27 protein-coding genes are annotated in these 20,993 nt (G+C 61.1%); 9 read left to right on the top strand and 18 right to left on the bottom strand.

The genetic code is table 11. The features are described 5' to 3' along the window. Window positions 1-89 precede the first annotated feature (89 nt). Window positions 90-944 (top strand): RNA polymerase sigma factor RpoH, encoded by an 855-nt coding sequence (rpoH, locus tag ASE80_RS03535; RefSeq protein ID WP_017139465.1) that lies wholly within the window; start codon window positions 90-92, stop codon window positions 942-944. Window positions 945-1,357: 413 nt separating this feature from the next. Here the strand turns inward: rpoH and mtgA are convergent, their stop codons facing one another. Then, a complete protein-coding gene (gene mtgA, locus ASE80_RS03540) occupies window positions 1,358-2,080 on the bottom strand; it encodes a monofunctional biosynthetic peptidoglycan transglycosylase (RefSeq protein ID WP_056857687.1) in 723 nt (240 codons plus the stop codon). Between the two features lie 74 nt (window positions 2,081-2,154). Between mtgA and ASE80_RS03545 the strand changes: the two genes are divergently transcribed. The 4 genes from ASE80_RS03545 to trmB all read left to right on the top strand — a co-directional run bounded on the left by ASE80_RS03545 (window position 2,155) and on the right by trmB (window position 4,399). After that, window positions 2,155-2,532 carry a DUF423 domain-containing protein gene (locus tag ASE80_RS03545; protein ID WP_056857688.1) on the top strand — a complete coding sequence of 126 codons (378 nt, stop codon included), beginning with the start codon at window positions 2,155-2,157 and terminating at the stop codon, window positions 2,530-2,532. A gap of 71 nt (window positions 2,533-2,603) precedes the next feature. Then, window positions 2,604-2,804, top strand: coding sequence for a sulfur carrier protein ThiS (gene thiS / locus ASE80_RS03550; protein ID WP_015886354.1), 201 nt, complete (start codon window positions 2,604-2,606; stop codon window positions 2,802-2,804). Between the two features lie 65 nt (window positions 2,805-2,869). Then, window positions 2,870-3,664, top strand: a complete 795-nt coding sequence (locus ASE80_RS03555; RefSeq protein ID WP_017139461.1) for a thiazole synthase — start codon at window positions 2,870-2,872, stop codon at window positions 3,662-3,664. A 9-nt stretch (window positions 3,665-3,673) separates the two neighbouring features. After that, the gene (trmB, locus tag ASE80_RS03560) at window positions 3,674-4,399 is read left to right on the top strand and encodes a tRNA (guanosine(46)-N7)-methyltransferase TrmB (protein ID WP_056857689.1); all 726 of its coding nucleotides are present in this window, start codon (window positions 3,674-3,676) and stop codon (window positions 4,397-4,399) included. Between the two features lie 142 nt (window positions 4,400-4,541). On the opposite strand, the gene ASE80_RS03565 is transcribed toward trmB, so the two are convergent. The 9 genes from ASE80_RS03565 to ASE80_RS03605 form a co-directional block, all read right to left on the bottom strand. Then, a complete protein-coding gene (locus tag ASE80_RS03565; RefSeq protein ID WP_056857690.1) occupies window positions 4,542-4,865 on the bottom strand; it encodes a DUF3392 domain-containing protein in 324 nt (107 codons plus the stop codon). 18 nt (window positions 4,866-4,883) lie between these two features. Beyond that, on the bottom strand, window positions 4,884-6,086 hold the full coding sequence (hemW, locus tag ASE80_RS03570; protein WP_056857691.1) for a radical SAM family heme chaperone HemW: 1,203 nt from the start codon (window positions 6,084-6,086) through the stop codon (window positions 4,884-4,886). Then, window positions 6,083-6,679 carry an RdgB/HAM1 family non-canonical purine NTP pyrophosphatase gene (gene rdgB, locus ASE80_RS03575; protein WP_025859581.1) on the bottom strand — a complete coding sequence of 199 codons (597 nt, stop codon included), beginning with the start codon at window positions 6,677-6,679 and terminating at the stop codon, window positions 6,083-6,085. Before rdgB ends, hemW begins: the two co-directional genes overlap by 4 nt. Then, window positions 6,676-7,110 (bottom strand): DUF4426 domain-containing protein, encoded by a 435-nt coding sequence (locus tag ASE80_RS03580; RefSeq protein WP_056857692.1) that lies wholly within the window; start codon window positions 7,108-7,110, stop codon window positions 6,676-6,678. The genes rdgB and ASE80_RS03580 overlap by 4 nt, the downstream gene beginning before the upstream one ends. 21 nt (window positions 7,111-7,131) lie before the next feature. Then, window positions 7,132-7,752 carry a methionine biosynthesis protein MetW gene (metW, locus tag ASE80_RS03585; RefSeq protein WP_016972957.1) on the bottom strand — a complete coding sequence of 207 codons (621 nt, stop codon included), beginning with the start codon at window positions 7,750-7,752 and terminating at the stop codon, window positions 7,132-7,134. Between the two features lie 7 nt (window positions 7,753-7,759). Next, on the bottom strand, window positions 7,760-8,899 hold the full coding sequence (metX, locus tag ASE80_RS03590) for a homoserine O-succinyltransferase MetX (protein ID WP_056857693.1): 1,140 nt from the start codon (window positions 8,897-8,899) through the stop codon (window positions 7,760-7,762). A 196-nt stretch (window positions 8,900-9,095) separates the two neighbouring features. Then, complete coding sequence (locus tag ASE80_RS03595; RefSeq protein ID WP_017139454.1) at window positions 9,096-9,683, bottom strand: YggT family protein; 588 nt, start codon at window positions 9,681-9,683, stop codon at window positions 9,096-9,098. Between the two features lie 25 nt (window positions 9,684-9,708). Then, complete coding sequence (gene proC, locus ASE80_RS03600) at window positions 9,709-10,527, bottom strand: pyrroline-5-carboxylate reductase (RefSeq protein ID WP_056857694.1); 819 nt, start codon at window positions 10,525-10,527, stop codon at window positions 9,709-9,711. Window positions 10,528-10,551: 24 nt separating this feature from the next. Continuing rightward, complete coding sequence (locus ASE80_RS03605; protein WP_056857695.1) at window positions 10,552-11,247, bottom strand: YggS family pyridoxal phosphate-dependent enzyme; 696 nt, start codon at window positions 11,245-11,247, stop codon at window positions 10,552-10,554. A 57-nt stretch (window positions 11,248-11,304) separates the two neighbouring features. Between ASE80_RS03605 and ASE80_RS03610 the strand changes: the two genes are divergently transcribed. Next, entirely contained in the window at window positions 11,305-12,339 is a 1,035-nt protein-coding gene (locus tag ASE80_RS03610) for a type IV pilus twitching motility protein PilT (protein WP_056857696.1), read from the top strand. 138 nt (window positions 12,340-12,477) lie between these two features. Here ASE80_RS03610 and ASE80_RS03615 read toward each other — a convergent pair whose 3' ends face one another. Next, window positions 12,478-13,113, bottom strand: coding sequence for a C40 family peptidase (locus ASE80_RS03615; protein ID WP_017139450.1), 636 nt, complete (start codon window positions 13,111-13,113; stop codon window positions 12,478-12,480). A 249-nt stretch (window positions 13,114-13,362) separates the two neighbouring features. Between ASE80_RS03615 and ASE80_RS03620 the strand changes: the two genes are divergently transcribed. Continuing rightward, window positions 13,363-13,791, top strand: a complete 429-nt coding sequence (locus tag ASE80_RS03620) for an NINE protein (protein WP_056857697.1) — start codon at window positions 13,363-13,365, stop codon at window positions 13,789-13,791. Between the two features lie 143 nt (window positions 13,792-13,934). Here the strand turns inward: ASE80_RS03620 and ASE80_RS03625 are convergent, their stop codons facing one another. The 7 genes from ASE80_RS03625 to gshB form a co-directional block, all read right to left on the bottom strand. Then, window positions 13,935-15,206 (bottom strand): dihydroorotase, encoded by a 1,272-nt coding sequence (locus ASE80_RS03625; RefSeq protein ID WP_056857698.1) that lies wholly within the window; start codon window positions 15,204-15,206, stop codon window positions 13,935-13,937. Continuing rightward, the gene (locus tag ASE80_RS03630; RefSeq protein ID WP_056857699.1) at window positions 15,203-16,207 is read right to left on the bottom strand and encodes an aspartate carbamoyltransferase catalytic subunit; all 1,005 of its coding nucleotides are present in this window, start codon (window positions 16,205-16,207) and stop codon (window positions 15,203-15,205) included. Before ASE80_RS03630 ends, ASE80_RS03625 begins: the two co-directional genes overlap by 4 nt. Before the next feature lie 24 nt (window positions 16,208-16,231). Further along, the gene (gene pyrR / locus ASE80_RS03635; protein ID WP_056857700.1) at window positions 16,232-16,738 is read right to left on the bottom strand and encodes a bifunctional pyr operon transcriptional regulator/uracil phosphoribosyltransferase PyrR; all 507 of its coding nucleotides are present in this window, start codon (window positions 16,736-16,738) and stop codon (window positions 16,232-16,234) included. An 82-nt stretch (window positions 16,739-16,820) separates the two neighbouring features. Further along, window positions 16,821-17,258 (bottom strand): Holliday junction resolvase RuvX, encoded by a 438-nt coding sequence (ruvX, locus tag ASE80_RS03640; RefSeq protein WP_003213744.1) that lies wholly within the window; start codon window positions 17,256-17,258, stop codon window positions 16,821-16,823. Then, window positions 17,258-17,827 (bottom strand): YqgE/AlgH family protein, encoded by a 570-nt coding sequence (locus tag ASE80_RS03645; RefSeq protein WP_017139445.1) that lies wholly within the window; start codon window positions 17,825-17,827, stop codon window positions 17,258-17,260. The genes ruvX and ASE80_RS03645 overlap by 1 nt, the downstream gene beginning before the upstream one ends. A 169-nt stretch (window positions 17,828-17,996) precedes the next feature. Next, complete coding sequence (locus ASE80_RS03650; RefSeq protein ID WP_056857701.1) at window positions 17,997-18,902, bottom strand: energy transducer TonB; 906 nt, start codon at window positions 18,900-18,902, stop codon at window positions 17,997-17,999. A 77-nt stretch (window positions 18,903-18,979) separates the two neighbouring features. After that, the gene (gene gshB, locus ASE80_RS03655; RefSeq protein ID WP_056857702.1) at window positions 18,980-19,933 is read right to left on the bottom strand and encodes a glutathione synthase; all 954 of its coding nucleotides are present in this window, start codon (window positions 19,931-19,933) and stop codon (window positions 18,980-18,982) included. 239 nt (window positions 19,934-20,172) lie between these two features. Between gshB and pilG the strand changes: the two genes are divergently transcribed. Both pilG and pilH read left to right on the top strand, forming a co-directional pair. Then, entirely contained in the window at window positions 20,173-20,580 is a 408-nt protein-coding gene (gene pilG, locus ASE80_RS03660; protein ID WP_010564379.1) for a twitching motility response regulator PilG, read from the top strand. 46 nt (window positions 20,581-20,626) lie between these two features. Then, a complete protein-coding gene (gene pilH, locus ASE80_RS03665; RefSeq protein ID WP_017139442.1) occupies window positions 20,627-20,992 on the top strand; it encodes a twitching motility response regulator PilH in 366 nt (121 codons plus the stop codon). Window position 20,993 lies beyond the last annotated feature (1 nt).

Genomic DNA, 20,993 nt, shown 5'->3' on the forward strand with positions numbered 1-20,993 from the left:
TTGGTGGTTTAGGGAACTTGTCCTACGGTTCCCGGTCAATTTTCGCAGTGCTGAACTGCACGAGTTATGTGAGTCGGAGGTTTTTTCGTATGACCACTTCTTTGCAACCTGCTTATGCTCTGGTCCCGGGTGCGAACCTGGAGGCCTATGTGCACACGGTCAACAGCATTCCATTGCTGACGCCCGAGCAGGAGCGTGAACTGGCCGAGAGTCTCTACTATGAGCAGGATTTGGGGGCGGCTCGGCAGATGGTGCTCGCCCACCTGCGTTTTGTCGTACATATCGCCCGTAGCTATAGCGGCTACGGCCTGGCCCAGGCTGACCTGATTCAGGAAGGCAACGTCGGCCTGATGAAGGCTGTAAAGCGCTTCAACCCTGAGATGGGCGTGCGCCTGGTGTCGTTTGCTGTGCACTGGATCAAGGCGGAAATCCACGAGTTCATCCTGCGCAACTGGCGCATCGTGAAAGTCGCGACCACCAAGGCCCAGCGCAAACTGTTCTTTAACCTGCGCAGCCAGAAAAAACGCCTGGCGTGGCTGAACAACGAGGAAGTCCACCGTGTGGCCGAAAGCCTCGGCGTGGAACCGCGTGAAGTGCGCGAGATGGAAAGTCGCCTGACCGGCCATGACATGGCCTTCGACCCGGCCGCTGAAGCGGACGACGACAGCGCCTTCCAATCGCCGGCCAACTACCTGGAAGACCACCGGTACGACCCGGCGCGTCAACTGGAAGACGCCGACTGGAGCGACAACTCCAACCAGAACCTGCACGAAGCGCTGGAGGTGCTGGACGACCGCAGCCGTGACATTCTCTATCAGCGCTGGTTGGCTGAAGAAAAAGCCACGCTGCACGACCTAGCGCAGAAGTACAACGTGTCGGCCGAGCGGATTCGTCAGCTTGAGAAAAGCGCGATGAACAAGCTGAAGTTGTCGATCGCCGCTTAAGACGTTGCGATAAGACAAAAAAATGCCCCGATCGAAAGATTGGGGCATTTTTGTTTGCAGATCGAAAATCTCAAGCTCAACTCGGTCCACTGTGGGAGCTGGCTTGCCTGCGATGAGGTGGTCTCAGCCAGTACATGTGTGGATTGACCCACCGCTATCGCAGGCAAGCCAGCTCCCACATGGGTAGTGCAGTGTGTCAGTCAGCCCAGGGGGCTTTACGGGCGTTGTTCAACTCCACCACTGCAACATTGGAAAGACGGGGGCATTTTTGTTTGCAGTCGAAAATCTCAAGCTCAACTCGGTCCACTGTGGGAGCTGGCTTGCCTGCGATGAGTCAGTCTCAGCCAGCACATGTGTGGATTGACCCACCGCTATCGCAGGCAAGCCAGCTCCCACATAGGTAGTGCAGTGTGTCAGTCAGCCCAGGGGGCTTTACGGGCGTTGTTCAACTCCACCAGGTAACCATCCCCGCCCAGCTGGCTCATCTGCTGCCGAATCCACGCCGCCCGCCGTGCCACATACGCCGTCGGATGGCTGGCACTCCACACCCGTGGATTAGGCAAAACCGCCGCCAGATAGCTGGCCTGCTGGCGGGACAGCGCCTTGGCACTCACGCCAAAGTGATGTCGCGCGGCTGCCTCTGCACCAAACACGCCTTCATCCCACTCCACGCTATTGAGGTACACCTCAAGAATCCGCTGCTTGGGCCACAACACTTCGGTCAGCGCGGTAAACCAGGCTTCCAGGCCTTTGCGCAGATAACTGCGGCCGGTCCACAAAAACAGGTTCTTCGATACTTGCTGGCTCAAGGTACTGGCGCCGCGAATCGAACCGCCGCGCTCGTTATGCGCCAGCGCCGCCTGGATCGCGCCGAAGTCAAAACCCCAGTGCTGCGGGAAACGCTGGTCTTCACCGGCCATTACCGCGACTTTCAGTTCATCGGATATCTCATCCCACGGCACCCACGTGCGCTGCACATCGATCGGCTCGCCGTCGACCCAGGATTCGATCTTGCGCTCCACCATCAGCGCAGTGAACGGCGGCGGCACCACACGAAACAGCAGCACCAGCAGCACGCTGCCGATAGCAAACCATTTAATGACATTAAGAAAGCGCTTGAAGAGGAGACGCAGCATAGAGATGGCTTGGCCGAACCCGTTGAGCGGGCCATTATACAGACCCTGCCCCTCGAGTCTGACTGGAGTTCCTCATGCTGCGTAGCTTTCTGATGCTGGCTGCCTTTTTCGGCTTTACCGGCGTCGCCCTGGGCGCCTTTGCCGCCCACGGCCTGAAAAACCGCCTGAGCGCCGAGTACCTGGCGATCTTCCATACGGGCGTCACCTATCAGTTGGTGCACGCCCTGGCGCTGTTCGGCGTGGCGCTGCTGGCCGCGCATATTCCTGGCCGACTGGTCAGTTGGGCGGGCATCTCCTTTACCGTCGGCATCCTGCTGTTCTCGGGCAGTCTGTATGCTCTGACCCTGACGGGCATCAGCAAGCTGGGCATCATCACGCCGTTTGGGGGGCTGGCCTTCCTGCTCGGCTGGTTCTTCCTCGGTTTGACTGCGTGGCGTCTACAGGTCGCCTGACCAAGGGACTTGGGTCAGCCACGCTGATCGGGCTAGAATGCTGGCCCCTAAAAACGATGGCGGCCCGTGGCATGCGCATTCAGTTGAACGGCGAATCCTTTGAACTGCCCGACGGTGAAACCGTTGCGGCCCTGCTGACCCGTCTGGACCTGACCGGACGCCGTGTCGCAGTAGAGCTCAACCTGGATATCGTCCCGCGTAGCCTGCATGCCGAAACCGCGCTCACCGAAGGTGATCAGGTCGAAGTGGTCCACGCCATCGGCGGCGGCTAGCCGCCCGGCGCTCAAGGGCGCCAACCCGCATTCTGCAGAACCTCACCCCAATTCGAGGATTTCCCATGAGCATCGTTCGTAGCGACAAGCCTTTCGTCCTGGCCGGTCGTACCTACCAGTCCCGCCTGCTGGTCGGCACCGGCAAGTACCGCGACATGGAAGAAACGCGCCTGGCCATCGAAGCCTCGGGTGCCGAGATCGTGACGTTTGCCGTGCGCCGCACCAACCTCGGCCAGATCGAGGGCGAGCCGAACCTGCTCGAAGTGTTGTCGCCGGATCGCTACACCTTCCTGCCGAACACTGCCGGTTGCTACGACGCCATCGAAGCCGTGCGCACCTGTCGCCTGGCCCGTGAGCTGCTCGACGGCCACAACCTGGTGAAACTGGAAGTGCTGGCCGACCAGAAAACCCTGTTTCCCAACGTGATCGAAACCCTCAAGGCCGCCGAAACCCTGGTCAAGGAAGGCTTCGACGTGATGGTTTACACCAGTGATGACCCGATCATCGCGCGCCAATTGGCCGAAATCGGCTGCATCGCCGTGATGCCGCTGGCCGGCCTTATCGGTTCCGGCCTGGGCATCTGCAACCCGTACAACCTGCAAATCATCCTCGAAGAAGCCAGGATTCCGGTACTGGTGGATGCGGGCGTGGGCACTGCCTCCGACGCCACCATCGCCATGGAGCTGGGGTGTGACGCGGTGCTGATGAACTCGGCCATCGCCCATGCCCAGCAGCCGGTCATGATGGCCCAAGCCATGCAACACGCAATCGTCGCGGGCCGCCTGGCGTACCTCGCCGGTCGCATGCCGAAAAAACTGTACGCCAGCGCCTCCTCGCCGCTGGATGGTCTGATCAAGTAAGAGCCATTGATGACTGAATCAAACGAAACGCCGAACCCCGTGGAAGAAGGCGACGAGTCCAAGCACCGCCGCATCAAGAGTTTTGTGATGCGCGCCGGCCGCATGACCGAAGGCCAGCAAAAGGGCCTGGAGCAAGGTACGCCGTTGTTCGTGTTGCCATTGGCCGACGCGCCGGTGGACTACGACCAGGTGTTCGGCCGTTCGGCCCCGCGTTCCCTGGAAATCGGTTTCGGCATGGGTCACTCCCTGCTGGAAATGGCCGCGGCCGCGCCGGACCAGGACTTTATCGGGGTGGAAGTGCACCGCCCAGGTGTCGGCGCGCTGCTTAACGGCGTGCTGACCCAAGGCCTGACCAACCTGCGCGTCTACGACTGCGATGCGATTGAAGTACTCAACCGCTGCATCGCCGACAACAGCCTCGACCGCCTGATGCTGTTCTTCCCGGACCCTTGGCACAAGAGCCGTCACCACAAGCGCCGCATCGTTCAGGCTTCCTTCGCGGAGCTGGTGCGCAGCAAGCTGAAAGTCGGTGGCATTCTGCACATGGCCACCGACTGGGAGCCGTACGCCGAGTACATGCTGGAAGTGATGGACGTAGCGCCTGGCTACCGCAACCTGGCCGAAGACGGCAAATGCGTGCCACGCCCGGCCGAGCGCCCGATCACCAAGTTCGAACGCCGTGGCGAGCGACTGGGGCATGGGGTTTGGGATTTGAAGTTCGAGAAGGTCGACTGACAAGCCAATAGCCGGCTTGGAATGCAATCAACTGTGGGAGCTGGCTTGCCTGCGATAGCATCACCTCAGTATCACAGATACACCGAGGTGCCTGCATCGCAGGCAAGCCAGCTCCCACAGTTGTTTTGCAGTGCGCTCTAAATCAGCGGCGGTCGGCTACTACGCCAATCAACACCAGCACCACCACCAGCACCGGCGCTAGGCTGTAGTTATTGAACTGGCTCAGCCCCCGCACAATCCATGGCGTGGCATACAGCAGCGCCGCGCCGCTGCCGATCATGCATACCAGCGCCATCAAGGGTACGCGCAAGGCCCCGGCAAGGCTGCCCAAGCGGCCTTCGATCCAGCCTTTGATATCCGCGCCAAACAACACCAGTAGGCAGCCGACAAGGGCCAGGGAGATTTCCGACAGGTTGCTACGGCTCCAGCGGGACACGGTGGCGAGCAGGTCGAGTACCAAATCCATGTGATTTCCTTAGAGCGATCAGCTCAAAAACTTCTGCAACAGGTCATTGAGAAACAGTTGCCCACGGTCGGTGGCCGCCAGGCGTGACGGTTCGACCTGCATTAGGCCACTTTGTTCTGCCTCCCGGCGGCCTTCGTCGAGGCTGGCCAGGTCGAGGCCGGTGCGTTCGGTGTACAGCCTGGATTCAACGCCTGCGGTGAGGCGCAAAGCGTTCATCAGGAACTCGAATGGCAGCTCTTCGTTGGTCAGCTCTTTCGCGCCGGCCTGGAAGCTTTTGGCCGGGTTGAGGTAGTCCTTGGGCGCCCGGGTTTTCCAGGTGCGCACGATGCGCCCGTCCGGGTGGCTGAGCTTGCCGTGGGCACCGGCGCCGATGCCGATAAAGTCGCCGAAGCTCCAGTAGTTCAGGTTGTGTCGCGCCGGGCGGCCCAGCTGGGCATAGGCCGAGACTTCATATTGTGCGTAACCGTGTTCGGCCAGCAGTGCCTGGCCAGCTTCCTGAATGTCCCACAGCGTGTCGTCTTCCGGCAGTGCGGGCGGCTGGTTCCAGAACACGGTGTTGGGTTCCAGCGTCAGCTGATACCAGGACAAGTGCGTGGGTTTCAGCGCGATGGCCTGGCGCAAGTCGCTCAGGGCATCGTCCAGGGACTGATCGGGCAAGCCGTGCATCAAGTCCAGGTTGAAGTTATCGAACCCGGCCTGGCGCGCCATGCCGGCCGCGCGCACGGCTTCATCGCCGTTATGGATGCGGCCCAACGCCTCAAGTTTTTGCTGCTGGAAGCTCTGGATGCCGATGGACAGGCGATTTATCCCCAGCTTGCGGTACGCCACGAACTTCTCTTGTTCGAAGGTGCCGGGGTTGGCTTCCAGGGTGATTTCGATGTCGCCGGCAAACGGGATACGGGCTTCGACGCCCTTGAGCAGGCGACCCAGCGCGGCGGCGCTGAACAGGCTTGGCGTGCCGCCACCGAAGAAGATCGAGCTCAGTTCGCGGCCGTAAACCGCGTGCAGGTCTTGATCAAGGTCGGAAAGCAGTGCGTCCACATACTCTTCTTCCGGCAGCACTTTGCTCGCGGTGTGGGAGTTGAAGTCGCAATACGGGCATTTGCGCACGCACCACGGAATGTGGATGTACAGCGCCAGAGGCGGCAGCACCGGCAGGGCGGCCCGAGGTGTTTGCGCGCCGCCGTGGATCAGCGGCTGCGCAGAGGTGTTTTGGGTCATTTCAGGCTCAGGCGTTGGCGCAGCAAATCCATTGCGCGAGCGCGGTGGCTGATCTGGTTTTTGTCGGCCGGGCTCAGTTCGGCGCTGGAGACGTTGCGCTCCGGCACCCAGAACAACGGGTCATAGCCAAAGCCATGCTCGCCGCTGGCCGCATGCAGGATGCGCCCGTGCCACAGGCCTTCGCACAGAATCGGCAACGGGTCATCAGCGTGGCGTACCAGCGCCAGCACGCAGACGAACTGTGCACCGCGCTCGGCGTCCGGCACGTCCTTGAGCGCGTCCAGCAACTTGGCGTTGTTGGCCGCATCACCCTTGCCGTCGGCATACCGCGCCGAGTAGATGCCCGGCGCGCCGCCGAGGAAATCCACGGCCAGGCCCGAGTCATCCGCGAGCGCCGGCAGGCCGGAGATGCGTGCGGCATTGCGGGCCTTGAGGATGGCGTTTTCGACAAACGACAGGCCGGTCTCTTCGGGTTCGACCTGGCTGAACTCGCCGATCGAGCGCAGTTGCACGGAGTCGCCGAGCATGGCCTGGAGTTCTTTGAGTTTGCCGGCGTTATGGCTGGCCAGTACGAGTTGGGTGAGGTTCATCATTCGGCCGGGAAAAGTTCTTGGACAAAACTGAAACCGTGGGCCTTGCCGCCAGTTTCAACGTTGATAGTGAAGGTCTTGAATTCCTGTTGCGGCACTGAGTAAGGGGCCAGGTAATTGGTCACGCCTTTCTCGGTGATTTGCTTGAACGTCAGCACTTCGCTCTTGCCGCTCAAGTCCTTGATGGTGCCGGTCACTTGCGCCACCACAGGCGTCACACCTTTAAACACCGACACATTGATCAACCCTTTGTTCTTGCTGCGTACAACGCCCACCGCTTGAGCGGTTTCGGGTTGCAGGAAGCTGGAGGTAAAGGTGTTGTAACGAACGGTGATATCACCAAATTCCTTGGTGCGATTAGGGTCGATAACATCGGCGGCCATAGCGTTGGCGCCCAGCAATGCGGTCAATAAAAAAACAGCCAAACGACTCATGATCGTGCCTCTTGATAATGATTAGACGGCAATCTTGTGGTCGGTCAGGCCAGGGCTGCTGACCCGGTAAATACCAATTTCGCCCAACAGGTTGGGCCATAGTTTACTCGCCCAGCCGTGGCGGTGCTGTTGATCGACGGCAAGGCGGTTGATCACCTTGGCTTCACGCTCGCCACACAGGGCTTCAAAGTCTTCAAAGGTGCAGAAGTGGATGTTCGGCGTGTTGTACCAGGTGTACGGCAGGAAGTCCGAGACCGGCATCCGGCCCTTGGTGGCCAGGTACCAGCGGCAGCGCCAGTGTCCAAAGTTGGGGAAAGTGATGATGCACTGGCGGCCCACGCGCAGCATCTCGTCGAGGATGCGGTCCGGGTAGTGCACCGCTTGCAGGGCTTGGGTCATCACCACGATATCGAAACTGTTGCTGGCAAAGTTGCCCAGGCCCTTGTCCAGGTCCTGCTCGATCACGTTGATGCCCTTGGCCACGCACTGGGCGATGTTGTCCGGGTCGTTTTCCAGGCCATAACCGGTGACTTGCTTGTTGTCGCGCAGCCAGCTCAGCAGTTCGCCATCGCCGCAGCCCAGGTCGAGCACGCGGCTGCCGGCGGGGATCCAGTCTTGGATGATTTCCAGGTCGGCTCTCATGGCGTTCTCACAGTGCTATTCGGTTCATGTAGTTACTGAAGGCCTGCAGGTAGCGTGGGATCGGAATCAGGAAGGCGTCATGGCCTTGCGGAGCATCGATCTCGAGGTAGCAGACGTCTTTGCGGGCGGCCATCAAAGCATCCACCAGCTCACGCGAACGCGCCGGCGAGAAGCGCCAGTCGGTGGTGAACGACATCACGCAGAACTTGGCCGTGGCGTGCTCGAAGGTTTTCGCCAGGTCGTCGTCGTGGTTGGCGGCCGGGTCGAAGTAGTCCAGCGCCTTGGTCATCAGCAGGTAGGTGTTGGCGTCGAAACGCCCCGAGAACTCCTCGCCCTGATAACGCAGGTAGCTTTCCACCTGGAACTCGACGCTGTGAAAGTCGTAGTTGAGCTTTTCGCTCTTGAGCCCGCGGCCGAATTTCTCGCCCATGGAGTCATCGGACAGGTAGGTGATATGCCCGACCATCCGCGCCAGCATCAAGCCGCGCTTGGGGATCACACCCGCTTCCTGGAACGAACCGCCGTGGAACTCGGGGTCGGTGAGGATGGCCTGGCGTGCCACTTCGTTGAAGGCAATGTTCTGCGCCGACAGTTTTGGCGCCGAGGCGATGGCCAGGCAATGGCGCACGCGATCCGGGTAGGAGATGGTCCATTGCAGCGCCTGCATGCCGCCCAGGCTGCCGCCGATCACGGCGGCCCATTGGTTGATGCCCAGCAAGTCGGCAAGGCGCGCCTGGCTGTGCACCCAGTCTTCCACGGTCAGCACCGGGAAGTCGGCGCCGAACGGCTTGCCGGTTTCCGGGTTGAGGCTGCTCGGGCCGGTGGAACCGTTGCAGCCGCCAAGGTTGTTCAGGCTGACCACAAAGAATTTGCTGGTGTCGATGGGCTTGCCGGGGCCGATGCAGCTGTCCCACCAGCCGGGCTTGCGCTCGTCGGCATTGTGAAAGCCGGCGGCGTGATGATGGCCGGACAGGGCGTGGCAGATCAGCACGGCGTTGCTCGCCGTGGCGTTCAGTTGGCCATAGGTTTCATAGATCAGGTCGTAGGCAGGCAGCGAACGACCGCAGGCCAGGGCCAGCGGTTCGCTGAAGTGCGCCACTTGGGGCACGACCAGTCCAACAGAATCGGGGGGGAAGGCAGCTGGCATCGACCCTGCTCTCGTTTAAATGAGGCGTAAGTCTAAAGAGCGGTGACCCCAGCGGCAAGCAAACCCTGAGCCAGACGATCGTTCCCACGCTCCGCGTGGGAATGCAGCCGGTGACGCTACGCGTCGCACCCAGCATGAGGGGACGCAGAGCGTCCCAAGAGGCATTCCCACGCAGAGCGTGGGAACGATCATGCGGTCAGATCAGGCCGAACAGTTCTTTAGGCATGAACGCGTAGTAGGCCAGGCGCGGAATCACCCAGCTTTGCAGCAGCTGGATCGCGATAAACGCGAAGATCGGCGAGATATCCAGGCCGCCCAGGTTCGGGATCAGGCGACGGAACGGCGCCAGCACCGGCTCGGTGATCTGGGCCACCAACTCGGCACCCGGGCTGCGGCTGCCGGGTGCGACCCACGACAGAATCACGCTGATGATCATCGACCAGAAAATGATCTTCAAAAACAGCGAGAAGATCCCGATCAAACCCCATGGCAACAGCAGCACGGTGAACGCCTGGTAGCCGTTGAGCATCAGGATCACCACAAACAGCAGGATTTGCAGGAGCAGCGCCAGCACCAGCGAGGACATGTCCAGGCCGAACATGCTCGGCACTACCCGGCGCAGTGGCTTGAGCAGTGGCTGGGTGGCCTTGACCACGAACTGGCACAGCGGGTTGTAGAAATTCGCCCGCACCAGTTGCAGGATAAAACGCATCAGCACGATCAGCAGGTACAGGCTGCCCAGGGTCTGGATGATGAAAATGGCAGCGTCATTGATTCCGAGCATGTTTGATTACCTTGGTAAGGGATGACTATTTGCCCAGTTGCTCAGCCATCTCGGCTGAACGGTGTGCCGCAGCACCCAGTGCTTTTTCCACCAGGGCTTCAAAACCCCCGGCCTGGAACGATTCGATGGCAGCCTGCGTGGTGCCGCCTGGCGAGGTCACGCGACGGCGCAACTCGGCGGCGTCCACATCGCTTTCTACCGCCATGTTCGCGGCGCCCAAAGCAGTTTGCTCGGCCAGTTGCTCGGCGACTTCATGTGACAGGCCCAGTTTCACGCCGGCGGCGGTCATGGCTTCGATCAGCAGGAAGAAGTAAGCCGGGCCGCTACCGGACACGGCGGTGACCGCGTCCAATTGCTGCTCCTGTTCCAGCCACACGGCCAGGCCCACGGCAGACAGCAGTTCCTGAGCCTGGTCGCGCTGCTCGGCAGTCACCTCGGCGGTGGCGTACAAACCGCTGACGCCCTTGCGCAGCAGTGCCGGCGTATTGGGCATGCAACGCACGATCGGCTGGGCACCGAGCCAGGTGTTCATGCTCGCGCAAGTGATACCGGCGGCGATCGACACCACCAGTTGGTGCGGTTGCAGGCTCGGGCGCAGGCTTTCGCACACGGCCTTCATGGCTTGCGGTTTTACCGCCAGCACGATCACGTCGACGCCGTGGATGGCCTCGGCGTTATCGGCAAAGGTTTCGATACCGTGCTCGGCGCTGACGCGGGCGCGGGTCTCGGCGCCGGGGTCGCTGGCGCGGATCTGCGTGGTTTCCAGGCCCTTGGCCCGCAGGCCGCCGATCAGGCTGGCCGCCATGTTGCCGGCGCCGATAAAGGCAATACGCGTGTTGCTCATGACAAGTCCTTACTTAGAGGGATGTCAGCCATTTACCGGCTGGCCGTAGTCGCGGGCGCCAAACAGGGCGGTACCGATCCGCACCCAGGTGGCCCCTTGGGCGATAGCCGACTCAAGGTCGTGGCTCATGCCCATGGAAAGTGTGTCCAGCGGCAGGTTCAGGCTGGCTTGCAGAGCGCTGACCGCTGCGAAGGCTGCATCTTGTGCGGCGCGATCTTCAGTCGGCTCGGGGATCGCCATCAAGCCACGCAGCTTCAAACGCGGCAGGGCGCTGATTGCAGCGGCCAGGGCCGGCAGGTCGGCGGGTGTACAGCCGGACTTGCTGGCTTCGCCACTCACGTTGACCTGAATGCAGATGTTCAGCGGCGGCAGGTCGGCCGGGCGTTGTTCGGACAGGCGTTGAGCAATTTTCAAGCGGTCCACGGAATGTACCCAAGCGAAGTTTTCGGCGATCGCACGCGTCTTGTTCGATTGAATGGGGCCGATGAAGTGCCAACTCAAGGGCAGGTCGGTTAATTCAGCCTGTTTGCCCAGGGCTTCCTGCAGGTAGTTCTCGCCAAAGTCGCGCATGCCGGCGGCATAGGCTTCGCGTACGGCCTGGGCAGGTTTGGTCTTGCTCACGGCCAGCAGGTGGATGCTGCTTTCGTCACGTTGCACGGCGTGGGCCGCGGCGCGGATGCGCTGGCTAACCTGGCCAATGTTGTCTGCTATCGTCGACATTCAAGATGCACCCGTGGATATGGAGTCCGCGGCATTCTACTGGAAATGGAAAGCCCTATGGATATCACTGAACTGCTGACGGCCAGCGTGCGCCGTGGCGCCTCCGACCTGCATTTGTCGGCTGGCCTGGCGCCGATGCTGCGTGTCGATGGCGAAATCTGGCCATTGGATGGCCCGGTGCTTTCGCCTACGCAAGTTGCGGACTTGTTAAGCCCTTTGCTCAATCAGCACCAGCAAAAGGATTTCGAAACATCTCTTGAAACGGATTTTGCCTTCGCGCTGCCGGGCCTGGCGCGGTTCCGCGCGAATGTGTTCCGCCAGGATCGCGGCATGGGCGCGGTGTTTCGCACCATTGCGACCGAAGTGCAGAGCCTGGAAGACCTCGGATTAGGCGAGGTCTTCCGCCGTATCGCGCAGTTGCCGCGCGGCCTGGTGCTGGTGACCGGGGCGACCGGCTCCGGCAAGTCGACAACGCTGGCGGCGATGATCGACCACCTCAACCAGCACCGACGCCAGCACATCCTCACGCTGGAAGACCCGATCGAATTTATCCACAGGCCGAAAATGGCCCTGATCAACCAGCGCCAGGTACACCGCGATACCCATAGCTTTTCGGCGGCGCTGCGCTCGGCCCTGCGTGAGGACCCGGATGTGATTCTGGTGGGCGAGTTGCGTGACCTCGAAACCATCCGCCTGGCGTTGACGGCCGCAGAGACCGGGCACTTGGTATTGGGCACGCTGCACACCTCTTCAGCGGCAAAGAGCGTGGATCGGCTGGTGGACGTGTTCCCGGCGGGGGAAAAAGCCATGGTGCGCGCCATGTTGTCGGAGTCGCTGCAGGCCGTGGTGTCCCAGGTGCTGGTCAAGAAACTCGGCGGCGGCCGGGTGGCGGCGCACGAGATTATGCTGGGCACGCCAGCCATCCGTAACCTGATCCGCGAGGACAAAGTGGCGCAGATGGTCTCGGCGATTCAAACCGGCGGGGCGTTGGGGATGAAAACGCTGGATATGAGCTTGAAGGCGTTGGTCAGCGAAGGGCTGATCAGCCGGGAGGAGGCGCGGGGGCTGGCGCGGGTGCCTGGGGATATATAGGTCTGAAGATCGACGCAAAACAAATGTGGGAGCGGGCTTGCTCGCGAATGCTGAGTGTCAGTCAATATCTTAGGTGACTGAACCACCGCATTCGCGAGCAAGCCCGCTCCCACATTTTGTATCGCGTTATAGCTCTAATCAGCGCTGAACAACCCGCAGGTTATTCTGCTCTTTAGGCAGAACACGCTTGGCAATCACGTAGTTCTTGTCCCAGAACGGCTTTTTCAGCGTGTCGATGCTCACCGACTTGCCACGACGCGGCGCGTGGATAAAGCGGTCGTTGCCCAGGTAGATGGCAACGTGGTTGACCTGGCGGCTCTTCAGTTTGAAGAACAACAGGTCGCCCGGTTTCAAGTCCTTGCGGTCAACCTTCAAGCCGTGGCCGGCAGCCATGGCGTTGGAGGTGCGGGGCAAATCCACCGCTTTTACATCATTAAACGCATATTTCACCAAACCGCTGCAGTCGAACCCTTTACTTGGGCTGCTGCCGCCCCAACGATAAGGAGTACCGAGCACGTTAACGGCGCGGCTGAGGACATTGCTGCTTTGTTTGGTGTTGACGGCCAGTTGGGTGTGGATTGCTTTACCGTGGGCCTTGCTCACTTGAGTCGGGCGGTTGACGGTCAGCTTTACCGACTTGGCAGTGCTGGGTGTGCTGTGAACTTTAGGGGTGAAACCGTTAACGTTAGGAAGACGTTGCTCACGATTGGTGGCGTGGGCGGCCAGTGGCATTAATAGGCAGATGGTTAGCCATGTCTTGAAAAATGGTCGCATTAGGCGTGGCTCTTTTAGGTTTGCGCGCAACTTTATAACAGCTTTTTGTGTCGTTCTCAGGCCGTTTGTCGACTGAACTCTGGGGTCAACCTCAGGAAAAACGCGACGAATTGCCGCAATTGTCCTACAGAGGTCAGGTGGCATAAGGCTTTGCGGGAGGGAAGATACCATTTGCCGTGCGTCGGGCGCCCGTAAAAAAGTCACAAAGAAAATGAAAATATTTATCTATCGAGGCAAAAGAGGTACTCCATGAACACCTATCGACAGGATGTTACGCAGCAAGACACCCACAGCAAGGTGATCGGTTACCTGCTTTGGATTTTCGGTTTTACCGGGGCACATCGCTTCTATTACGGCAAACCCGTGACCGGGACGATCTGGTTTTTCACCTTCGGCCTGTTCGGTATTGGTTGGCTGATCGACCTGTTCCTGATCCCTGCCATGGACCGTGAAGCGGACCTGCGTTTTACCGCCGGGCCGATCGAATACAACGTGGCCTGGATTCTGTTGGCGTTCCTGGGCGTATTCGGCTTGCACCGCATGTACCAGGGCAAATGGATCACCGGCCTGATCTACCTGCTGACCGGCGGTTTGTTCCTGATCGGTGTGCTGTATGACTTCTGGACGTTGAATACGCAGGTTTCGATCCGCAATGCCGAGCGCAACAGCGGCCGCTAAGTCTCTCAAGCCTGTTAGAGAGCCCAATGTGGGAGCGGGCTTGCTCGCGAAAGCGGTGTATCAGTCAGCATATTTGCCGGCTGATACACCGCTTTCGCGAGCAAGCCCGCTCCCACATTTACTGTGGCCACTCCAGACTGGAGTCAGGCCTGATAGGTAATCCGCCCATCCACCAAGGTGTAACGCACCGTCGCCGGCAGGCTATGGCCGATGAACGGGCAGTTTTCACCTTTGGACAGCCAGTGTTCCCCGGCAACCGTTGAGCTGGCGGGGTCAAACAACACCAGATCCGCCGGCGAACCCACCGCCAACTTGCCCGCCGGCAGGCGCAATGCCTCGGCCGGGCCAGCGCTCAGGCGGGCGAGCAGGGTTGGCAAGTCCAGCAAACCGTCTTCCACCAGCGTCATCGCCAGTGGCAACAACAGCTCTACGCTGCTGATGCCTGGCTCTGTCGCGCCAAACGGTGCCAGCTTGGCATCCCGTTCGTGGGGCTGGTGATGGCTGGAAATCGCCGAAACCACACCCGACTTCACCGCCGCCCGCAAACCCTCACGGTCGGCCAGGGTGCGCAGTGGCGGCTGCACGTGATACAGGCTGGAGAAGTCGATCAGCGCCTCATCGGTCAAAATCAGCTGATACAACGCCACATCCGCCGTTACCGGCAGGCCGCGCGCCTGGGCCTGGGCGATCAAGGCCACACCGCGTGCGCTGGTGAGCTGGCTGAAGTGCGCGCGCACGCCGCTTTGCTCCACCAACAACAGGTCACGGGCCAGGGCCACGGTCTCGGCAGTTTCCGGAATGCCCGGCAGGCCGAGGAAGCTGGCCACGGCGCCTTCATGGGCCAGGCCACCTTCGGCCAGGTCGCGGTCCTGGGAGTGGAAGATCACGGTCAGATCGAACGTAGCCGCATATTCCAGTGCGCGGCACAGCGTGCGGGTGCTGCGAAAACTCTCCAGGCCGTTGCCGAACGCCACGCAACCGGCATCGCGCAGGGCGATCAGCTCGGCAAGTTGTTCGCCTTCCAGGCCTTTGCTCAGGGCGCCGATGGGGAACACTTTGCAATTACCGGCTTCACGGGCGCGGTCGAGGATCAGCTCGGTCACCGCCGAAGTATCCAGGATCGGCTTGGTGTGCGGCGGGCAGCACAGGCTGGTGACGCCACCGGCCGCAGCCGCGCGGGTTTCGCTGGCGATGCTGCCTTTGCGGCTGTAACCCGGCTCGCGCAGGGCGACGTTCAGGTCCACCAGGCCAGGTGCGGCCACCAGGCCCTTGGCATCGATGCTCTGGCTGGCGCTGAAGCCGGCGGGCGCGGCGCCAATGGCGATGAGCTTGCCGGCTTCCAGGTGTAGATCGGTGACTTGATCCAGGCCACTGGCCGGATCGATAACGCGAGCGCCAAGAATGCTGAGCTTCACTGGGCGTTCTCCTGCTCGAATTGACGTTGCGCGGTTTGCCCGCTCATGGCCATGGACAGCACGGCCATGCGGATGGCGATGCCGTAAGTCACCTGGTTGAGGATCACTGACTGCGGGCCATCGGCCACCGCCGATTCAATCTCCACGCCACGGTTGATCGGGCCTGGGTGCATCACGATGGCATCCGGCTTGGCACCCGCCAAACGTGCGGTAGTCAGGCCGAACAAGCGGTAGAACTCGCCTTCGCTCGGCAACAGGCCTCCGGACATGCGCTCGCGCTGCAGGCGCAGCATGATCACCACGTCCACGTCCTTGAGGCCTTCGGTCATGTCGGTGTAGACCTTCACGCCGTATTGCTCGATGCCGATCGGCAGCAGGGTTTTCGGCGCGATCACGCGGATATCCGGGCAACCCAGGGTTTTCAGGGCCAGCATGTTCGAACGCGCCACCCGCGAGTGCAGGATGTCGCCGACGATGGCCACCGAGAGGTTTTCAAAGCTGCCCTTGTGCCGACGGATGGTGAGCATGTCGAGCATGCCCTGGGTCGGGTGGGCGTGGCGGCCGTCGCCACCGTTGATGATTGCCACCTGCGGGCACACATGCTCGGCGATGAAATGTGCGGCGCCGGAGTCGCCGTGGCGTACCACGAACATGTCGGCGGCCATGGCTTCCAGGTTGCGCAGGGTGTCGAGCAGGGTTTCGCCCTTGCTCGCCGACGAGGTGGACACGTTCAGCGTGATCACGTCAGCCGACAGCCGCTGGGCTGCCAGTTCAAAGGTGGTGCGGGTGCGCGTGGAGTTCTCGAAGAACACATTGCAGATGGTTTTGCCGCGCAGCAGCGGGACTTTCTTCACCGCCCGGCCACCGACTTCGAGGAACGAGTCGGCGGTGTCGAGGATTTCGGTGAGCAGTTCGCGGGGCAAACCGTCGAGGGACAAGAAGTGTTGCAACTGGCCCTGAGCATTGAGCTGCAGCGGGCGCTTGGCATCTAGAGGCGTCATCGCGGGGACTCTGTACAAGGCGGTTTAAAGGGCAAGATCTTGCAGTTCGAGTTCGAGCGGCGTGGGACCGGACAATTTTACCCGCTGGTGGGCTTCAAGGGACAGTGTGGCGCCGACCACGTCCGGGCTGATCGGCAATTCGCCAGCATCCAGGTCCAGCAGGCACACCAGGGTTACGCTGGCGGGGCGGCCGTAGTCGAACAGCTCGTTGAGGGCGGCGCGGATGGTGCGGCCGCTCATCAGCACGTCGTCGATCAGCACCAGATGCTGGCCTTCGACCTCGAATGGCAGCGCCGAGGGCTGCACTTGCGGGTGCAGGCCATTCTGGCTGAAGTCGTCGCGGTAAAAGGACACATCCAGGGTGCCCAACGGTGAATCGCTGCCCAGTTCTTCCAGCAGCGCCTGGGCCACCCACACACCGCCGGTGCGGATGCCAATAAAACGCGGCTCGCTGATGGCGCGGTGTTGCAGATGGGCGCTGAGGCTCGTCGCCATCTGGCTGATCAGTTCGGTGGGATTGGGCAGGCTCATGGTGGCTCCTTCTAGGCCTTGTGCAGCGTGGGCGCGGCAAGGTCCGGGCTCAAACGTAAAAAGACGCGGCAAGCCGCGTCAGTCAGGATTCAAATAAAGCGGTGTTTTCGTCCAGCCAACCCTGTAACAACAGGGCGGCGGCGATGGCGTCCACCGGGTTGTCGCGGTAGCTGCCTTTTTGCCCGCCACGGTCGCGGCGCTCACCCTTGGCTTCGAAGGTGGTCAGGCGTTCGTCGTGGGTATAGAAGGGCAGGTTGTAACGGCCATTGAGGCGGCGGGCGAATTTTTCCGCGCGCAGGCACATCTCGCTGGGGGTGCCGTCCATGTTCAACGGCAGGCCGACTACCACGGCGTCGGGCTTCCACTCTTTAATCAGGGCTTCGACCTGGTTCCAGTCCGGCACGCCGTTCTGGGCTTTCAAGGTACACAGCTCGCGGGCCTGGCCGGTAATCACCTGGCCGACCGCTACGCCGATCTGTTTGGTGCCGTAGTCAAATCCGAGGATCAAGCGCAAAGCCATCAGGCGTGCCCCGCCTGGCTGGTCAGCAGGCTGAGGTTGACCCGCAGCTTGGCGGCAGCCGCTTCCAGGCGCAGCTCACTGGCGGTGTTGAACAGGATGTCGGCGTCAAACGGGCAGGTCAGCCAGGCGTTGCTGGCCAGTTCCGCTTCCAGTTGCCCGGCTTCCCAACCGGCGTAGCCGAGGGTGATCACGCTTTGCTCGGGGCCGACGCCGTCGGCGATGGCGAACAACACGTCCTGGGAGGTGGACAGCGACACGCCTTCAAGGTCTACCGTGGCCTGAAACTTGGGCCCGGTGGGGTGCAGCACAAAACCACGATCGGTCTGCACCGGCCCGCCAATGTAGATCGGTACGCCCTGGCAGCGCGCCGGCGGGTCGATCTCGGGGCGCAGTTGCTCAAGGATATCGGCCAGGTTCAGCTCTTGCGGGCGGTTGACCACCAACCCCATGGCACCATTGGCCGTGTGCTCGACGATGTAGGTCAAGGTCTGCGCAAAGTTCGGGTCGGCCATATGGGGCATGGCGATCAGGAATTGGTGCTTGAGGTAGGTCGGGCTGACATTTTTCATGTCCACTAGTGTGGCGTTGGAGGGGCGAACTGACAAGCTGGAGTTAGTGATCGCTCCCACGCTTCGGGTGGGAGTGTCGCCTGTGACGCTCCGCGTCACACTCTTAAAAGCGGACGCGGAGCATCCTGAGATGCATTCCCACGCAGAGCGTGGGAGCGATCCATTGTCATCAGTTGCTGGACAGCCGATCGCCCCTGGCAAACTTCCAGGTGCGGATGATTTCCAGGCGGTCGATGTCGTTCAAATCCCCGGTAAACGGCGCGAAAGGCGCAGCCAGGCGCACGATGCGCTGGGCGGCCTGGTCCAGCAGTGGCTGGCCGGACGACTCCAGCACCTGCACTTCATACAACGAACCGTCGCGGTTGATCGACACCAGAAGACGCAAATTGCCATAGATTTGCTGGCGCCGCGCCTCATCCGGGTAGTTGAGGTTGCCGATGCGCTCGACTTTCTTGCGCCACTCGTCCTTATACCAGGCGCCTTTGTCGCGCATGGTCGACGCGGCATTCAGGCGGTAGATGCGCGGGCGCTTGGCATACAGCTGTTGCTCATTGGCCAGTTCGGCTTCGAGGCTGGAAATCTGGTCGGAAAGTTGTGAGCTGTCGAAGGTCGGCGCCGGTTTGACGGGCTCAGGCGTCGGCTCGGTCTTGGTTTTCTCGCGCTGGGTCGCAGCTTTTTGCGGTTTCGGCGCGACGGTGGTCACGGCAGCCTTGGGCGCCGCCTGCTTGACCTCGGGCTTGGGGGCGGGTGGCGGCGTGACTTTATTGACCTTGTTGTCCTGGAAGGGCGCCACTTCGGTGGTCTTGGGCACGGCCTTCTTGTCGAGGGTGCCACTGCCTTGCTGGTTGTCCTGGGCGAGAAAGTCGGCCTTTTCGGGCTTTTTTTCGCTCTTGAACGTGGCGAGGGTGATTTCCAGGGTTTTGCTGATCTGCTTGGGTTCGACGTAGGTGAAGCCCAGGCCGAGGAGTAGGGCGAGGTGGATCAGGGCGGCCAGGAACAGGGTAAATCCGAGCCGATCAGCCGGGCGCACGCCGCTGGGGGAGAGTTCGGGGGGCAGATCGGACGGGAGTGTCATGACAAAAAAACCAACATCGCGCGTTTCACAGGTGGCGCATGATAACGCAATGTTGGTGTGTGTCCGGCTGTTCTATGTCACTTGGCTTGTAGCTTGCGCTCAATGGCTGCCATCAGCATTTCGCCGATGTTCGTGCCAAATGCGTTGTCGATCTCGCGAATACAGGTCGGGCTGGTGACGTTGATTTCGGTGAGGTTTTCACCAATTACGTCTAGTCCTACAAACAGCAGGCCTTTTTCCCGCAGGGTCGGGCCAACCTGAGAGGCGATCCAACGGTCTTTGTCCGACAATGGGCGTGCCTCACCACGACCACCGGCCGCCAGGTTGCCACGGGTCTCGCCTGCCGCCGGAATACGCGCCAGGCAGTAATCCACCGGTTCGCCGTCGATCATCAGGATGCGTTTGTCGCCGTCCTTGATCGCCGGGATATAAGCCTGGCCCATGATCTGCTGGGTGCCCAGCGCGGTCAGGGTTTCCAGGATCACCGACAGGTTCGGGTCGCCGGCGCGGTGACGGAAGATCGACGTGCCGCCCATGCCATCCAGCGGCTTGAGGATCACATCACCGTGTTTGGCGGCGAATTCACGCAGCACGTCGGCGCGGCGGCTGACCACGGTCGGCGGCGTGCACTGCGGAAACAGCGTGGCGAACAGCTTTTCATTGCAGTCGCGCAGGCTCTGCGGCTTGTTGACGATCAGCACACCGGCGCGCTCGGCCTGCTCGAGCAGGTAAGTGGAGTAGACGAACTCCATGTCGAACGGCGGGTCCTTGCGCATCAGGATCACGTCCAGATCGCTCAACGGGCTGTCGATTTCGTCCGACAGCTCAAACCACTTCTCCGGGTTGGCAAACACCTGCAACGGGCGCATGCGTGCGCGGGCTTCGCCGTCGCCCTGGTAAAGATCACGCTGCTCCATATAGAACAACGTCCAGCCGCGGGCCTGGGCGGCCAGAAGCATGGCCAGCGAGCTGTCCTTTTTATAGGAAATGCTGGCGATAGGGTCCATGACAATGCCGACGCGAACGCTCATGGGGGATTTCCTCTAGCAAATTAGGGCGCATAAAAGTGGCGTCAGAGTGGCGCTGCGGCTGTTGTGGGTCAAGGAAAAACCACCTGGCCGGTTGCTCGATAGATTGCGCCCGGAGACTGTGCTAAAAAGACTGCCACGGCGCAGCAGCCCTTGAATTCCAAGGCTTGCGGCGCTCATCCTGTGCAACATCAGGCAGTACACACCGAAAACCGATTCGCTGTGGCGATGGTAGAGCAGATATGGAACAGCATTCCAACGCCTTGAGAGTGATGGTGATCGACGATTCGAAAACGATCCGCCGCACGGCCGAGACGCTGTTGAAGAACGTGGGCTGCGATGTGATCACGGCCATCGACGGTTTCGATGCCCTGGCCCGGATTGTTGATCATCACCCGCACATTATCTTTGTCGACATCATGATGCCGCGCCTGGATGGCTACCAGACCTGCGCCCTGGTGAAGAACAACCCGGCGTTCAAGTCGATACCGGTGATCATGCTGTCGTCCAAAGACGGCCTGTTCGACAAGGCCAAGGGGCGCATCGTGGGTGTCGATCAGTTTTTGACCAAGCCTTTCAGCAAGGAAGAACTGCTGGGCGCAATCAAGGCTTACGTGCCGGGGTTCGCCGCAGTAGAACAAGCACACTGACGCCGCCTCACAAGGGCCGGCGCCGACCAATGTAGTGGGGAAAACCATGGCACGCGTTCTGATCGTCGACGATTCGCCGACTGAAATGTACAAACTCACCGGCATGCTGGAAAAGCACGGCCACGTGGTGCTCAAGGCCGAAAACGGCGCGGACGGCGTGGCCCTGGCCCGTCAGGAAAAACCCGACGCCGTGCTGATGGACATCGTGATGCCGGGCCTCAACGGCTTCCAGGCTACCCGCCAGCTGTCCAAGGAGCCGGAAACCAACGGCATTCCGATCATCATCATCACCACCAAGGATCAGGAAACCGACAAGATCTGGGGCGCGCGCCAGGGCGCCAAGGATTACCTGACCAAGCCGGTGGACGAAGACACCCTGATCGCCACCCTGAACAAGGTACTGGCCGGCTAAA

The organism is Pseudomonas sp. Leaf15 (genome assembly GCF_001421425.1).
Taxonomy (GTDB): Bacteria; Pseudomonadota; Gammaproteobacteria; order Pseudomonadales; family Pseudomonadaceae; genus Aquipseudomonas; species Aquipseudomonas salomonii.